This is a genomic window from Occultella gossypii (assembly GCF_019947135.1).
GTDB lineage: Bacteria > Actinomycetota > Actinomycetes > Actinomycetales > Beutenbergiaceae > Occultella > Occultella gossypii.
The window spans coordinates 113,751-126,660 of sequence record NZ_JAGSHT010000018.1 but is presented as its reverse complement, the minus strand read 5'-3'; the positions used below and the strand labels follow the sequence as shown (position 1 = coordinate 126,660).

The window sequence follows — 12,910 nt, the reverse complement described above, 5'->3', positions numbered from 1 at the left end:
CGTGCGGTCACGACCCGCTCCCCGGCTCCCGGCCGCCCTCGTCGGCCCTCCACCGTCCGAGGACGGGCGTGGTGGCCGCGCGCCGCTGCCGCCGCTACCGGACCGCTCCCGCCACCACCTGCGCGCGAACGCGCCGGTCGCGTTCTGGCTGCTCGCCGTCGTGGTCGTCGCCATCGCGCACCGATGGATCCCTGAGCAGCGCTGGCTCCTCGTGCACCTGCTGCTGCTCGGCGCCGTGACGAACGCGATCGGAGTGTGGAGCGCCCACTTCACGGACGCACTGCTGCGCCACCGGCCGACCTCCCGGCGCTGGCAGACGGTGCGCGCCGTCGCCCTCAACATCGGCGTGGTGGCCACCGTCGCCGGGGTGGTCGCCGGGATCTGGCCACTGGTGCTCGCCGGCGCGATCGTGGTCGGCGCCGCGATTGCCGCGCATGGGACGGCGCTGGCGCTGCGGGCGCGGCGCGCCCTCTCCTCCCGGTTCGCCTCCACGATCCGCTACTACGTGGTCGCATCGTGGCTGCTGCCGGTGGGCGCCGGCTTGGGCGCGCTCATGGCCCACGGCCTCGCCGACGAATGGCAGGCGCGCCTGCAGGTGGCGCATGTGGCCGTGAACCTCCTCGGCTTCGTCGGCCTCACCGTGCTCGGAACGCTCGTGACGCTCTGGCCGACGATGCTGCGCACCCGGATCGACCCCGACGGCGAGGTCGCCTCACGGCGCGCGTTGTGGATCCTGGCGGGCTCGGTCGTGGTGATCGGGGTCGGGGCCGCGGCCGGGTCCAGGGTGGCGGTCGTGACCGGGTTGGTCGGCTACCTCGTCGGGATCGCCTGGATCGGGGCGCCGATGGTCCGGGTGGCGCGCACGAAGGCGCCGACGGCGATGCCCACCATGTCCGTGTTGGCGGGGATGTGCTGGCTGGTGGTCGGCCTCGTCCAGTTGGTCGTCATCGTGGCGCGGACCCCGGGCTGGGCCGAACTGGCCGACGCCGTCGGCGCGGTGACGGTCCCGTTCGCAGCCGGGTTCGCCGCACAGGTGCTCATCGGCGCGATGACGTACCTGGTGCCGGTGGTGCTCGGCGGTGGCCCGGCGGTCATGCGCGCGACCATGACCGCGATCGAGCGCGGCGCCGGGTGGCGGGTGGCCGTCGCCAACGCGGGACTGGTGCTCGGCGTGGCACCGGTCCCCTCGCTGGTACTTGTCGCGGCCTCGTTCGCGGTGCTGATCGGGCTCGGGTCCTTCCTGCCGCTGCTCGTGGCCGCCGTGGTGACGAACCGCCGGGCGCGCTCGGCTGGACGGACCCCGCCCGCGACCGGTCCGGTCACGCCGGTGCCGCACCGGTATCGGAGCCAGGCCGTGGCCGGTCTGGCGGTTGTGGCGCTCGCGGTCGCCGGGGCGGTCGCCGCGGACCCGTCGGCCGTCGGGGCGGGCGCGGGAGCGGATGCCGGGGCGGGCGGCACAGGGCAGACCACCACCGTGCTGGTCGAGGCCGCGGACATGCGGTTCACGCCGGACGTGATCGAGGTACCGGCCGGGAACCAGCTCGTGCTCGAGGTGCAGAACACCGACGAGACCCAGGTGCACGACCTGGTGCTCGACAACGGCATGAGTTCGGGGCGGCTGGCCCCCGGAGAGTCGGCCACGATCGACGTCGGCGTGGTGGGCCGGTCCCTCGACGCCTGGTGCTCGGTGATCGGGCACCGGCAGATGGGCATGGTGCTCGCCATCCAGGTGACCGGCGGCGCCACGGACGCGGGTGCCGCGACGGGCGACACCGACGCCGACGGCGCGGCGGGGCACGGCGGCCACGACATGACCGGCACCACCGGCGCCGGTGCGGCCGCCGACCTGGACCCGAGCGCGACCCCCGCGCCGGGCTGGGAGGCGCCGGACGCCGTCGTCCCCCCGATACCACCGGGCACCACGCACGAGTACACGTTCACGGTCGGGGAGGCCGAGGCGGAGGTCGCGCCCGGCGTCACCCAGACGCTGTGGACGTTCAACGGGACGGCGCCCGGCCCCACGCTGCACGGCCGGATCGGGGACACATTCGTGATCACGCTGGTCAACGACGGCACCATCGGGCATTCCATCGACTTCCACGCCGGGGCGCTGGCGCCGGACGAGCCGATGCGCACGATCGCGCCCGGGGAGTCGCTCACCTACACGTTCGCGGCCACCCGGTCCGGGATCTGGATGTACCACTGCGCCACGATGCCGATGAGCGCCCACATCGCGAACGGCATGTTCGGGGCCGTGATCATCGACCCGCCGGACCTGGCGCCGGTCGACCGCGAACACGTGCTGATCCAGTCCGAGTACTACCTCGGTGAACAGGGCGGCGAGGTCGACACGGCGAAGCTCGCGGCGGGGGAGGCGGACCTGGTGGTCTTCAACGGGTACGCGAACGCCTACGACCACGCGCCGCTCGAGACCGTCGTGGGGGAGCGGGTGCGGATCTGGGTCCTCGCGGCGGGGCCGAACCGGGGCACCTCGTTCCACGTGGTCGGTGGCCAGTTCGACACGGTGTTCGCCGAGGGCGCCTACCTGCTCACCCCGGACGAGGCCACCGGGGGTGGCGCGCAGACCCTCGCGCTCGGCGCCGCGCAGGGCGGGTTCGTGGAGCTCGTGATGCCCGAGGCCGGCCGCTACCCGGTCGTCAACCACGTGATGAGCGATGCCGAACGTGGCGCGCACGGGTTCCTCGAGGTGACCGAGCCGTGAGCGGGCCGCGGCGCCGGTGGCCGCGGTGATGGTGCCAGACTGGTCCCCGTGACCGACACCGCGACCACCCCACCCGCGCTGCCCGGCTGGCGGCACACCTACTCGGGCAAGGTCCGCGACCTGTACGTGCCGGACGACGGCGCTACCGACGTCGTCCTGGTGGTGGCCAGCGACCGGATCAGCGCCTACGACCACGTCCTGCCCACGACGATCCCGGACAAGGGCGCCGTGCTCACCGCGCTCAGCCTGTGGTGGTTCGACCAGCTGAGCCCGCTCGTGGCCAACCACGTGGTCTCGCTCGAGGTGCCCGAGCAGGTCGCCGGCCGGGCGATGATCTGCCGCCGGCTCCAGATGTACCCGGTGGAGTGCGTGGCCCGCGGCTACCTCACCGGTTCCGGACTAGTGGAGTACGAGGCCACCCGTGAGGTGTGCGGCGTGCCGCTGCCGGAGGGCCTCGTGGACGGTTCGCGGCTGCCCGAACCGATCTTCACACCGGCCACCAAGGCGGCCGTCGGCGAGCACGACGAGAACGTCTCGTTCGAGGTGGTCGCCGCCCAGGTCGGTCAGGACGTCGCCACCCGGCTGCGGGACGTCACCCTCGCCGTCTACGCGCGCGCCGAGGAGATCGCGGCCGATCGCGGTGTGATCCTGGCGGACACCAAGCTCGAGTTCGGCACGGATCCGCATAGCGGCGAGCTGATCCTCGGTGACGAGGTGCTCACCCCGGACTCGTCCCGGTACTGGCCCGCCGACCAGTGGCAGCCCGGCCACGCCCAGCCCAGTTTCGACAAGCAGTTCGTCCGGGACTGGTTGACGTCGCCGGAGTCCGGGTGGGACCGGCACTCGGACACGCCCCCACCGCCGCTTCCCACGGATGTGGTGGCCCGCACCCGGGACCGGTACGTCGAGGCCTACGAGCGGATCACCGGCCTGACGTTCGGCGCCTGACCCGAACCATGCGGGCAGCCGTGCTGGTCGAGGGGCGCAGCGACAGTGCCGCGCTCGAACGCCTCGCAGCCCGCCGCGGCCGGGACCTGACCGCCGAGGGCGTCACCGTCGTTGCGATGGGTGGCGCCACGAACATCCGCCGCTATCTCGAGCGACTCGGCCCGCGCGGTCTCGGGCTCGACCTCGCCGGCCTGTGCGACGCGGCGGAGGTGGGCTACTACCGGCGCGGGTTGGCCGCCGCCGGACTCGGCGCGGACCTGACCCGAGCGCAGATGGAGCAGTGCGGGTTCTTCGTCTGCGTGGCCGACCTCGAGGACGAACTGATCCGCGCGCTCGGCACCGACGCCGTCGAGGCCGTCATCGACGAGCGCGGCGAGCTCGGCTCGTTCCGGACGATGCAGCAGCAGCCGGCCCAGCGGGACCGGCCCCTGGACGCCCAGCTCCGCCGGTTCCTGGGCACCCGCGGCGGCCGCAAGATCGCTTACGCGCCGGCGCTCATCGACGCGCTCGACCTGGGCCGGGTGCCCGCGCCGCTCGACGGGGTGCTCGGCGCTGTCTGAGCCGCGTGCCCGCTCTGCGGGCACCTCGCCGGACCGGCGACGGCGGCCGGTAGGATCGGGGCGTCCCGTCACCTTTCGTAGAACCAGGGAGTCCCGCTCAGATGGCACGTGTCGTCGTGGAGATCATGCCGAAGCCGGAGATCCTGGACCCCCAGGGCAAGGCGGTCGCGGGTGCGTTGCCGAGGCTCGGGTTCACCGGCTTCGCGTCGGTGCGTCAGGGCAAGCGGTTCGAGCTCGAGGTGGACGGGGAGGCGACCGAGGAGGTCCTCGCCGCGGCCCGCAAGGCCGCCGAAGAGGTGCTTTCCAACCCGGTCATCGAGGACGTCGTCTCGGTGCATGTCGCCAAGGAGGACTGATGGCCCGCATCGGTGTGATCACGTTCCCCGGCAGCCTCGACGACCGGGACGCCGCCCGCGCGGTGCGCCTCGTCGGCGCGGAGCCCGTGCGGCTGTGGCATGCGGACGACTCCCTCGCCGAGGTGGACGCGGTGATCCTGCCCGGCGGCTTCTCCTACGGTGACTACCTGCGCGCTGGGGCGATCTCCCGGTTCGCCCCGATCATGGGCGCCGTGGTGGCCGCCGCGAACGGCTCTCTGCCGGTCCTCGGGATCTGCAACGGCTTCCAGATCCTGTGCGAGACGCACCTGCTCGCCGGCGCCATGATCAAGAACGAACGCCTCGCCTTCGTGTGCAAGGACCAGACACTGCGGGTGGAGAACAACACCACCGCCTGGTCGAACGAGTACGCGGCCGGCGAGGAGATCGTGGTCCCGCTGAAGAACCAGGACGGACAGTTCATCGCCGACGAGGCCACGCTCGACGAGCTCGAGGGCGAGGCGCGCGTCGTGTTCCGCTACGTCGGCAACCCGAACGGCTCCCGCCGGGACATCGCCGGCATCACGAACGCCCGCGGCAACGTGGTGGGCCTGATGCCGCACCCCGAGCACGCGGTCGAGGCCGGGTTCGGCCCCGAGGGCGCCGGCACGGACGGTCTGCGGTTCTTCACCTCCGCGCTCTCCTCGCTGCTCGCCAGCACCTGACCTCCGCACTCGCCGTGCAGCCCATCCCCGACGTGACGGTCGGCGACTGCCGGGCCGAGGATGTTGCCGACCTGGAGGCCGCCCTGCCTGCGGGGCGCGCCCACGAGACGCAGCACGCGCGGGCCGCGGCCGGACTCATCGACTATCTCGTGGCCAAGGTCGCGAACGGCGACCCGGTGGGCACCGCCGTCATCCACTGGGACGGCTACCACGACGGTGACGTCGCCGACCAGCTCGGCCCGATCCCGGAGATCGCCACGGTGCACGTGGCCGAGCGGGCCAGGTCCCGGGGCGTCGGCACCGCGCTGATCGCCGAGGCGGAGTGCCGGATCGCCGGCCGTGGGCATCCGCGGGTGTGCCTCGGCGTCGGGCTCGACAACGCACGGGCGCAGGCGCTGTACGAGCGGCTCGGCTACACCGACACCGGCCTGCGATCCACCGTGACCTACACCTGGACGGACGCCGTAGGGGCCGATCAGGTGGCGACCGAGACCGATCGGGCCATGGTCAAGAGCCTGAGCACGCACCCGGCCGCCCTGGAGCGAAGCCAGGTCACCCGCCCGGGATGACGAGCAGGCGCGTGCCGGTCATGTCCAGGCGCAACCGGCCCCCGGCGGTGGAGTAGCGCAACACGACGTGGTCGCAGCCCTGGCAGCGGATCACCAGGCCGGGACCATCGGCATACACGTCGTACCGGGCCAGGTCCGTGGTGTTCGAGCAGCCGTCGCACTGGACCGTGGCCAGCGTGAGGTCCACGGCGAACAGCTCGGCCAGCGGTCCGGCGGCCGCATTGATGTCCAGCCGTCTGTCCGGCGGGTTCGGTGGCGTGCTCATCAGGGTCCTCCCGTGGCTCCGAAGCGTTCGGTCTTGATCCGAGACTGGTCGTGACCGAGGCTGAGCATTCCGGCTGCCACGGTCTCGACGAAGGCCGTCGGCCCGCACACGAACACCAGCGGCGAGCGTTCCGGTGCGAGTGTGTGCTCGGCGAGCATCGTCACGTCCACTCGGCGGCGCAGGCCCTCCCAACCGGGCGGTACGGCGCGGGTCAGGGTCAGCGTCGTCGAGATTCCGGGGCCGGCGAGCTCACCGGTACCGATCAGGTCCGCCTCGGTCCTTGCCGAGTACAGCAGCCGCACCTGGATCTCGCTGCGGGTGGCGCGATGGTGGCCGAGCATCGACAGGAACGGAACCACGCCGGAGCCACCAGCGATGAGCTGGACCGGGCCGGCCGCCGTCGCCGGCCACACGAAGTAGCCACCGATCGGCCCGCGCAGCTCGAGTAGGTCACCGCTGCGCAACTCCTCGGTCAGGTACTCCGACACCTCACCGTTCTCGAGTCGCTCGACGACCAGGTCCAGGTGCGGCGCCTGCGGCGGCGACGCGATCGAGTAGCTTCGCTGTGCCGTGTAACCGTCCGGCGCGGTCAGCCGCACGTCCACGTGTTGTCCGGCGGCGTGCCCCGCCCAGTCGTGCACGGCGAGGCGGAGCCGCCTCGCCGTCGGCGTCTCGGTGGTGACACTCAGCACCTCGGCCAACTGCCAGTTCAGTCGCCGGCGTAGCGCTGCTGGCGCCATGGGTCTCCGTATCGGTGGTAGCCGAACCTCTCCCAGAAGCCGAGCTCCTCGACCTCGCCCAGGACAAGTCCGCGCACCCATTTGGCGGACTTCCAGAAGTACAGGTGCGGCACCAGCAGCCTGGCCGGGCCGCCGTGCTCGGGTCGCAGCGGCGCGCCGTCGTAGGTGTCCACGACCCAGGCGCGGCCGCCGGTGATATCGGCCAACGGCAGATTGGTGGTGTAACCGCCGTCGCTGAATGCGAGCGCGTACTCGGCCCCGGACTCGACGTCCCCGAGCAAGGTATCCACGGAGACGCCCTCCCACCGGGTGTCGAACTTGGACCAGCTCGTGACGCAGTGGATGTCGACCTCGACCGGTTCGCGTGGCAGCGCTCTGAAGTCCGCCCAGGAGTAGTGCCGCACCCGATCCACCTGGCCCTGGACGGTGAAGTCCCAGCGGGACAGGTGGGTATTGGGTGTGGGGCCGGCGGAGAGCACCGGGAACCCGCTGCCTACGTCGTACTGTCCCGGCGGGAGGCGGGCCGAACGTGGCCGGCGGGCCCGTCCCGTGAAGCCGCGCGAGACGAATCGCGGCGCGGTGCCGGTGTCCGGATCGATGTCGTTCGTGCCCATGGCCACATCCTGTCTCGATGATGCCCAACGTAGACGCCCGGCCGGGCCGGGCACCAGTGCTGGCGGCCGCCGGTATGACTCGACCCGCTCCGACGATCTAGGGTGCCAGTCATGGCTGAACCCGAACTCCCTGCGGTGTCGATGTGGACCGACGGTGCCTGCAAGGGCAACCCGGGAGTTGGCGGGTGGGGCGCCTGGATGCGCTTCGGTGAACACGAGCGCGAATTGTTCGGTGGCGAGGAACTGACCACGAACAACAAGATGGAACTCACCGCCGTCATCGAGGGCCTGCGTGCGCTGAACCAACCGTGCGAGGTGACTGTGCACGTGGACTCCTCCTACGTGATGAACGGGATGAAGACCTGGCTGGCCGGCTGGAAACGTAATGGCTGGCGCACCGCGGACAAGAAGCCCGTCAAGAACGTGGAACTGTGGAAGTCCCTCGACGAGCAGGTGGCCCGGCACACGGTGCATTGGGTCTGGGTCAAGGGCCACTCGGGCGATCCGGGCAATGAGCGTGCCGACCAACTCGCCAACCGCGGGGTGGACGCGGTGCGTGCCGCGGCCGGGTGAATAGTTCGGGGAACCGAATTCATCATTTTTCGCAGAGGCGAACATTCTCACCATTCGAGAATTCGGTTATGCGAATACTTCGCGGGATTTGATTCCGCGTCGAACGCGCGCGTAATGTCATTGAGCGCGGGGCATTCCCCGCGATCGATGAGGGGTTTACTTCGTGCTGTCTGCGCTCGTGCTGAGTTTCGCCGTGATCTTCGTCGCCGAACTGGGGGACAAGTCGCAGTTGATGGCCATGACGTTCGCGCTGCGCTACCGCTGGTGGGTGGTCCTCGGCGGGATCACGGCCGCAACGGCCCTGGTGCACGTCGCCTCCGTCGGCCTCGGCCACCTCCTCGCGAACGCCATCCCGACCGGCCTGATCGCCGTCATCGGTGGACTGGCGTTCATCTTCTTCGGGTTCTGGACGTTGCGCGGTGACAGCCTCAGCGACGACGAGGGGGCCAAGGCCGCCCGCGTGAAGAAGTCGGCCTTCATCGCCGTCGCCTCCGCGTTCTTCCTCGCCGAACTCGGCGACAAGACGATGCTCGCCACCGTCGCGCTCGCCACCGACCACGACTGGGCCGGGGTCTGGATCGGCTCCACCCTCGGCATGGTCGCCGCTGACGCACTGGCCATCGTCGTGGGCGCCGTTCTCGGCAAGCACCTGCCGGAGCACGTCATCCAGCTCGGCGCTGCCGTGCTGTTCTTCGCGTTCGGTGGCTGGCTGCTCCTCGACGCGATCGTGCCCGGCACCCCGGCCGGCCCGGTAGGCGCCGTGCTGGTGGTCCTCGGTGCCGCCGCGGTCTGGATCGCCCAGCGCAACCGGCCGTACGTCGCCGGCGCGGGCGAGGGTGCGGCCGAAGACGTCGGCCCGGGTGCCGAGCCTGCCGCCGTCGACCCATCCGCCGCGATCGAACCGGCCGTCGACGCCGAGGCCACCGAGGACACGCTGGTCACAGGTCGCTGACCGGCGGCAGTTGCCTGGCGGCCGCCGGGCGGCGCTTCACGAAAGCAGAGTCCCGGCGTGGAAGACTTGCCGCGCGGGGCAGCCCTCGCCGCGTCATCGTCAGCGGGTCACAGCACAGGAGCAGCATGTCCACCCAGTCAGGAACGGGCGTCCTCGAGGTCAACTCGCGGCCCTCTCTGCAGACCACGGCCCTCGTGCTCGGGGGGCTCACGATTGCCGCGGTCGGCCTGCACTTCGCGTCCAGCATCATCGCGCCCACGTTCTTCGCGCTCACGCTCATCGTGTCCGCCCGGCCCCTGCAGATGTGGCTGACCAGGCACCGGGTCCACCCGATGGTCGCAGCGATCCTGGTGTTGCTGTTCCTGTACGTGATCCTCGTCGCGCTGGTGATCATGCTGGCCCTGTCGATCGCCCGCCTCGTCGCCGAACTGCCGGCCTACTCGTATCGGTTCCAAGCGATCTACGCGGACCTGATCGAGTGGCTGAGCCAGTTCGGGGTCGACGAGCGGACGCTCGAAGGGGTGCTCGGCGACTTCGACCTGAACCGGATCGTCGGGCTGCTCGGCACCGTGCTGGAGGGAATGTCATCCGCAGGCGGCCAGGCGGCTCTGCTGCTGGTCGTCATGTTCTTCCTGGCCATCGACTCGACCAACGTCGGGCGCAGGTTCGAGCTGTCGGTCTCCCAACGTCCCAACCTCACCGCCGCCCTGACCGACTTCGTCACCGGCGTTCGCAAGTACTGGATCGTCGCGACCGTGTTCGGCCTCATCGTGGCCGTTCTGGACGTGATCGCACTGTCGATCATCGGGGTGCCGATGGTCCTGGTGTGGGGCGTGCTCGCCTTCGTGACCAACTACATCCCGAACGTGGGGTTCGTCCTCGGCCTGATCCCACCGGCGCTGATCGCCCTGGTCGACGGCGGGGTGAGCCAGATGATCTGGGTGATCGTCGTCTACTCGGTGCTCAACTTCACCGTGCAGACGATCATCCAGCCGAAGGTCACCGGCGACGCGGTCGGCCTGAGTCCGGTGGTCAGCTTCCTCAGCCTGACGTTCTGGACCCTGGTGGTGGGCCCGCTCGGCGCCATCCTCGCGGTCCCACTGACCCTCTTCGCCAAGGCGGTCCTCGTGGATGCCCACCCCGCGTCCCGGTGGATCAGCGCCTACCTGGTCACCGACTCCGAGGCGCGAAAACAGCTCGCCCGGTTCCGGGACGCCGCGGCCGACGCCGATCCGCAGCCCGAGGCGGTCGGCCCGGACGAGGTCGACGGCGAATCGGGGCTGGAACCGGCCGAGACCGAGGTCACCGTGAGCACGACCGGCGGGTCCGTCGCGGACGGCCCCGAGGAGTCAGGTGCCGGTCGCGATGACGATCCGGGTGAGGAACGGCGCCCGCAGGCGTGACGTCCGGCGCGGACCTTCGGATGAGTCAGGCGGTCCGGCGCGCGCGCAGCACCACGTCGTCCACATGGCCGACGCCCGCCCCGCTCGTCGGGACCACCCGCGGACGGGTCTCCAGCGTCTCGACCTGCCAGCCCTCGCCCAGCGTCGCGGCGAACTCCTCCGGGCGCAGGAACTCACTGGGATCCGGCCCTCGCCATTGCCGTGACGGGCTGCCGCCGTCCGGATCGGCACCGGCGGGCGCGTCGTGGTCGTGGTTGTGGCCGTGACCATGGCCGGGCCCTGCGGCCGGCTGGTCCGCAGGTGCGCCCAGGTCGTGCCCGACCATGAGGAACAACCCACCCGGGGCAACGGCATCGGTCAGGGCGCGCATCGCCGTCGGGCCCTGGCTGCGCAGCAGCGGGAAGTACATCAGGGAGACCAGGTCGTACCCGCCCGGCTCGGGAGCTTCGGCGGTCAGGTCGACGTGGACCCACTCGATCCGATCCCCGTGCTCCGCGGTCACGGACGCGGCCGCGCGCTCGAGTGCGACCGGGGAGATGTCCGTCGCCGTCACGCGCCATCCGCGGGCCGCGAGCCAGAGCGCATCCCCGCCCTCGCCGGAGCCCACATCCAGCGCCCGTCCCGGTTCGAGGCCGGCGGCCTCGACCGCCAGGGCGCCGTTGACCGCACCGCTCCAGTTCCGCTCGGCGTAGATCTCGTCCCACATCGCCTGGTCCACCCGGGCTCCTCTCGTCAACGCCAAGCCTGAGGTCCCGTGGGTGTTTCGACAACTCCCGTTGCCGGACCGGCAAAACGTCGAGTGCGGTCGCTATCCGAGGGACGGTCCGGCCCGCCTCGGTGGGACCGTGCCACTCACGACCATCGTGCTCGCCTGGACCGTCTGGACGCCGCGGCGCCCGAGCTCGTCGGCGAAGGCCGCTCGCAACCGTTGCCGTCCCGCGGCAGGGAGCGACTCGACCAGGCCCCGCCAGCCGCTACCCACGACGATCAGCCACGCCTGCTCCGCGTCCACATCGAGGTGCAGCGAGTGCTCGGTGACGATGACGTCGGACAGCCCGCGGTCGACCGACCACGCGCGCAGCGCGTCCACCTCGTCGATCGCCGCGATCGGGGAGTGCGGCCGATCGACATCGGTCCCGGTGGTGCGCCGGTACGCCGTCAGTAGGGCCTCGCCGACCTCGACCAGGGAGCCCCGTCGCCAGACCGACAGCACGACCCGCCCCCCAGGGCGGGCCAACGAGATGAGGTGCGCGACGCCGTCGGCCATCACGGGGAAGAAGAAGATCCCCAACGCGCACTGGACCACGTCGTACCCACCCGAAGGGCGCCGCCAGGTCGTGACGTCGTGCAGATGGGGATGCAACCACGGCGGCCGCTCCGGCCGGTGGCGCAGGATGTCGACGAGGGCCACGGACGTGTCGACGGCGTCGAGGCGACCGTCCGGGCCGATCGCGACCGCGGCCGGGAGGGCTGAGGACCCGACACCGCAGCAGGCGTCCAGGACCCGGTCGCCCGGCTCCGGTGCGGCCACCTCGACCAGAGCCGCCGACGTAGGGTCCCACAGCAGCGGCGCGAGCCGGAGGAAGTCGGCGCCGGCGGCATCGAACGGGTTCATGCGTAGCCGCGGATGTTGTCACGTCGCGTCGATCGGTCGGCCTCGGTCGGCATGTGCATGACCTCAGCCCTGGCGACCCTTCCAGCGCGGGTTGCGCTTGTTGATCACATAGGTCCGACCGCGACGCCGGACCACGATCGACCCCTCCTTGTTCTTCAGGGACCTCAGTGACGCACGTACCTTCATCGTCTTCTCCTTACCAACTCGACTTGGTGATGCCGGGGAGTTCGCCACGAAGGGCGAGCTCGCGCAGTCGCACCCGGGAGAGGCCGAACTTGCGCAGGTGGCCTCGGGGCCGACCATCGGTCACGTCGCGGTTGCGCACCCGGGTGGGGCTGGCGTCGCGGGGCAGACGCTGCAGGGCCCGCATCGCGGCCTCCCGTTCCACGGCCGGGCGATGGGGATCGACCGAGGCGTGCTTGAGCTCGGTACGGATCGCGGCGTACCGGGCGACCGTCTCGCGGCGCTGGTCGTTGCGGGCGATCTTCGATGTCTTGGCCATCAGCGGGACTCCCGGAGCTCGACCTTGCGGCGCACCACTGGGTCGTACTTCATCAGGACGAGTCGGTCGGGGCTGTTCCGGCGGTTCTTCTCGGTGATGTAGGAGTAGCCGGTGCCGGCCGTGGAGCGCAGCACCACCTTGGGGCGGACGTCGGTGCGCTTGGCCATCAGATCCGCACCCCGCGCGCCCGGATGCGCGTCACGGCGGCTTCGATGCCGATGCGATCGATCGTCTTGATGCCGCGCGCGCTGAGCCGGAGGCTGACCCGCCGCCGCAGCGAGGGAACGAAGTAGGTCTTGGTCTGGATGTTCGGATCGAAGCGGCGCTTCGTGCGTCGGTGCGAGTGGGAGATCGAATGGCCGAAGCCGGGTGCGGCACCGGTGAGTTGGCATTGTGCAGACATGAGAC

Annotated in this window: 18 protein-coding genes; 9 read left to right on the top strand and 9 right to left on the bottom strand. The window is 71.0% G+C overall.

The genetic code is table 11. The features are described 5' to 3' along the window. The first annotated feature begins 1 nt into the window (after nt 1). From KCQ71_RS19450 to KCQ71_RS19425, 6 genes are all read left to right on the top strand, one after another. Nucleotides 2-2,722, top strand: a complete 2,721-nt coding sequence (locus KCQ71_RS19450) for a multicopper oxidase domain-containing protein (RefSeq protein WP_223409019.1) — start codon at nt 2-4, stop codon at nt 2,720-2,722. Between the two features lie 48 nt (nt 2,723-2,770). After that, complete coding sequence (locus tag KCQ71_RS19445; RefSeq protein WP_223409017.1) at nt 2,771-3,670, top strand: phosphoribosylaminoimidazolesuccinocarboxamide synthase; 900 nt, start codon at nt 2,771-2,773, stop codon at nt 3,668-3,670. An 8-nt stretch (nt 3,671-3,678) separates the two neighbouring features. After that, nucleotides 3,679-4,230, top strand: a complete 552-nt coding sequence (locus tag KCQ71_RS19440) for a TOPRIM nucleotidyl transferase/hydrolase domain-containing protein (protein ID WP_223409015.1) — start codon at nt 3,679-3,681, stop codon at nt 4,228-4,230. A gap of 101 nt (nt 4,231-4,331) precedes the next feature. Further along, nucleotides 4,332-4,586, top strand: coding sequence for a phosphoribosylformylglycinamidine synthase subunit PurS (gene purS, locus KCQ71_RS19435; RefSeq protein WP_223409013.1), 255 nt, complete (start codon nt 4,332-4,334; stop codon nt 4,584-4,586). Continuing rightward, entirely contained in the window at nt 4,586-5,269 is a 684-nt protein-coding gene (purQ, locus tag KCQ71_RS19430; protein WP_223409011.1) for a phosphoribosylformylglycinamidine synthase subunit PurQ, read from the top strand. The genes purS and purQ overlap by 1 nt, the downstream gene beginning before the upstream one ends. Before the next feature lie 14 nt (nt 5,270-5,283). Further along, nucleotides 5,284-5,838: a GNAT family N-acetyltransferase gene (locus KCQ71_RS19425; protein ID WP_223409010.1), complete on the top strand. Its 555-nt coding sequence runs from the start codon at nt 5,284-5,286 to the stop codon at nt 5,836-5,838. On the opposite strand, the gene KCQ71_RS19420 is transcribed toward KCQ71_RS19425, so the two are convergent. Genes KCQ71_RS19420 through KCQ71_RS19410 form a run of 3 tightly spaced genes read right to left on the bottom strand, consistent with a single transcriptional unit; the run spans nt 5,822 to nt 7,457 of the window. Further along, nucleotides 5,822-6,103, bottom strand: coding sequence for a DUF6510 family protein (locus KCQ71_RS19420; protein WP_223409008.1), 282 nt, complete (start codon nt 6,101-6,103; stop codon nt 5,822-5,824). The genes KCQ71_RS19425 and KCQ71_RS19420 overlap by 17 nt on opposite strands. Continuing rightward, nucleotides 6,103-6,843, bottom strand: coding sequence for a ferredoxin reductase (locus KCQ71_RS19415; protein WP_223409006.1), 741 nt, complete (start codon nt 6,841-6,843; stop codon nt 6,103-6,105). The genes KCQ71_RS19420 and KCQ71_RS19415 overlap by 1 nt, the downstream gene beginning before the upstream one ends. Further along, nucleotides 6,813-7,457 (bottom strand): molybdopterin-dependent oxidoreductase, encoded by a 645-nt coding sequence (locus KCQ71_RS19410; protein ID WP_223409004.1) that lies wholly within the window; start codon nt 7,455-7,457, stop codon nt 6,813-6,815. Before KCQ71_RS19410 ends, KCQ71_RS19415 begins: the two co-directional genes overlap by 31 nt. Before the next feature lie 111 nt (nt 7,458-7,568). Here KCQ71_RS19410 and rnhA point away from each other — a divergent pair, with 111 nt between their 5' ends. The 3 genes from rnhA to KCQ71_RS19395 all read left to right on the top strand — a co-directional run bounded on the left by rnhA (nt 7,569) and on the right by KCQ71_RS19395 (nt 10,385). Next, a complete protein-coding gene (rnhA, locus tag KCQ71_RS19405; protein WP_223409002.1) occupies nt 7,569-8,030 on the top strand; it encodes a ribonuclease HI in 462 nt (153 codons plus the stop codon). Between the two features lie 163 nt (nt 8,031-8,193). Beyond that, complete coding sequence (locus tag KCQ71_RS19400) at nt 8,194-8,982, top strand: TMEM165/GDT1 family protein (RefSeq protein ID WP_223409000.1); 789 nt, start codon at nt 8,194-8,196, stop codon at nt 8,980-8,982. 125 nt (nt 8,983-9,107) lie between these two features. Further along, entirely contained in the window at nt 9,108-10,385 is a 1,278-nt protein-coding gene (locus tag KCQ71_RS19395; RefSeq protein WP_223408998.1) for an AI-2E family transporter, read from the top strand. A 25-nt stretch (nt 10,386-10,410) separates the two neighbouring features. Here the strand turns inward: KCQ71_RS19395 and KCQ71_RS19390 are convergent, their stop codons facing one another. The 6 genes from KCQ71_RS19390 to rpmB all read right to left on the bottom strand — a co-directional run bounded on the left by KCQ71_RS19390 (nt 10,411) and on the right by rpmB (nt 12,905). After that, on the bottom strand, nt 10,411-11,103 hold the full coding sequence (locus KCQ71_RS19390) for a class I SAM-dependent methyltransferase (RefSeq protein WP_223408996.1): 693 nt from the start codon (nt 11,101-11,103) through the stop codon (nt 10,411-10,413). 90 nt (nt 11,104-11,193) lie between these two features. After that, nucleotides 11,194-12,000, bottom strand: coding sequence for a class I SAM-dependent methyltransferase (locus tag KCQ71_RS19385; RefSeq protein ID WP_223408994.1), 807 nt, complete (start codon nt 11,998-12,000; stop codon nt 11,194-11,196). A gap of 63 nt (nt 12,001-12,063) precedes the next feature. Beyond that, nucleotides 12,064-12,186 (bottom strand): type B 50S ribosomal protein L36, encoded by a 123-nt coding sequence (gene ykgO, locus KCQ71_RS19380; protein ID WP_223408992.1) that lies wholly within the window; start codon nt 12,184-12,186, stop codon nt 12,064-12,066. A 10-nt stretch (nt 12,187-12,196) separates the two neighbouring features. Then, nucleotides 12,197-12,502, bottom strand: a complete 306-nt coding sequence (gene rpsN / locus KCQ71_RS19375; RefSeq protein WP_223408990.1) for a 30S ribosomal protein S14 — start codon at nt 12,500-12,502, stop codon at nt 12,197-12,199. Then, a complete protein-coding gene (gene rpmG / locus KCQ71_RS19370; RefSeq protein WP_223408980.1) occupies nt 12,502-12,669 on the bottom strand; it encodes a 50S ribosomal protein L33 in 168 nt (55 codons plus the stop codon). Before rpmG ends, rpsN begins: the two co-directional genes overlap by 1 nt. Further along, nucleotides 12,669-12,905 carry a 50S ribosomal protein L28 gene (gene rpmB, locus KCQ71_RS19365; protein ID WP_223408978.1) on the bottom strand — a complete coding sequence of 79 codons (237 nt, stop codon included), beginning with the start codon at nt 12,903-12,905 and terminating at the stop codon, nt 12,669-12,671. The genes rpmG and rpmB overlap by 1 nt, the downstream gene beginning before the upstream one ends. Nucleotides 12,906-12,910: the final 5 nt, after the last annotated feature.

Bases quoted from the DNA above. Each gene is read 5' to 3' on its own strand.
- rpsN (WP_223408990.1), bottom strand. From the start codon at position 12,502: ATGGCCAAGACATCGAAGATCGCCCGCAACGACCAGCGCCGCGAGACG.
- KCQ71_RS19410 (WP_223409004.1), bottom strand. From the start codon at position 7,457: ATGGGCACGAACGACATCGATCCGGACACCGGCACCGCGCCGCGATTC.
- rpmG (WP_223408980.1), bottom strand. From the start codon at position 12,669: ATGGCCAAGCGCACCGACGTCCGCCCCAAGGTGGTGCTGCGCTCCACG.
- KCQ71_RS19420 (WP_223409008.1), bottom strand. From the start codon at position 6,103: ATGAGCACGCCACCGAACCCGCCGGACAGACGGCTGGACATCAATGCG.
- KCQ71_RS19395 (WP_223408998.1), top strand. From the start codon at position 9,108: ATGTCCACCCAGTCAGGAACGGGCGTCCTCGAGGTCAACTCGCGGCCC.
- purQ (WP_223409011.1), top strand. From the start codon at position 4,586: ATGGCCCGCATCGGTGTGATCACGTTCCCCGGCAGCCTCGACGACCGG.
- KCQ71_RS19385 (WP_223408994.1), bottom strand. From the start codon at position 12,000: ATGAACCCGTTCGATGCCGCCGGCGCCGACTTCCTCCGGCTCGCGCCG.
- KCQ71_RS19415 (WP_223409006.1), bottom strand. From the start codon at position 6,843: ATGGCGCCAGCAGCGCTACGCCGGCGACTGAACTGGCAGTTGGCCGAG.
- rpmB (WP_223408978.1), bottom strand. From the start codon at position 12,905: ATGTCTGCACAATGCCAACTCACCGGTGCCGCACCCGGCTTCGGCCAT.
- rnhA (WP_223409002.1), top strand. From the start codon at position 7,569: ATGGCTGAACCCGAACTCCCTGCGGTGTCGATGTGGACCGACGGTGCC.
- purS (WP_223409013.1), top strand. From the start codon at position 4,332: ATGGCACGTGTCGTCGTGGAGATCATGCCGAAGCCGGAGATCCTGGAC.
- KCQ71_RS19440 (WP_223409015.1), top strand. From the start codon at position 3,679: ATGCGGGCAGCCGTGCTGGTCGAGGGGCGCAGCGACAGTGCCGCGCTC.
- ykgO (WP_223408992.1), bottom strand. From the start codon at position 12,186: ATGAAGGTACGTGCGTCACTGAGGTCCCTGAAGAACAAGGAGGGGTCG.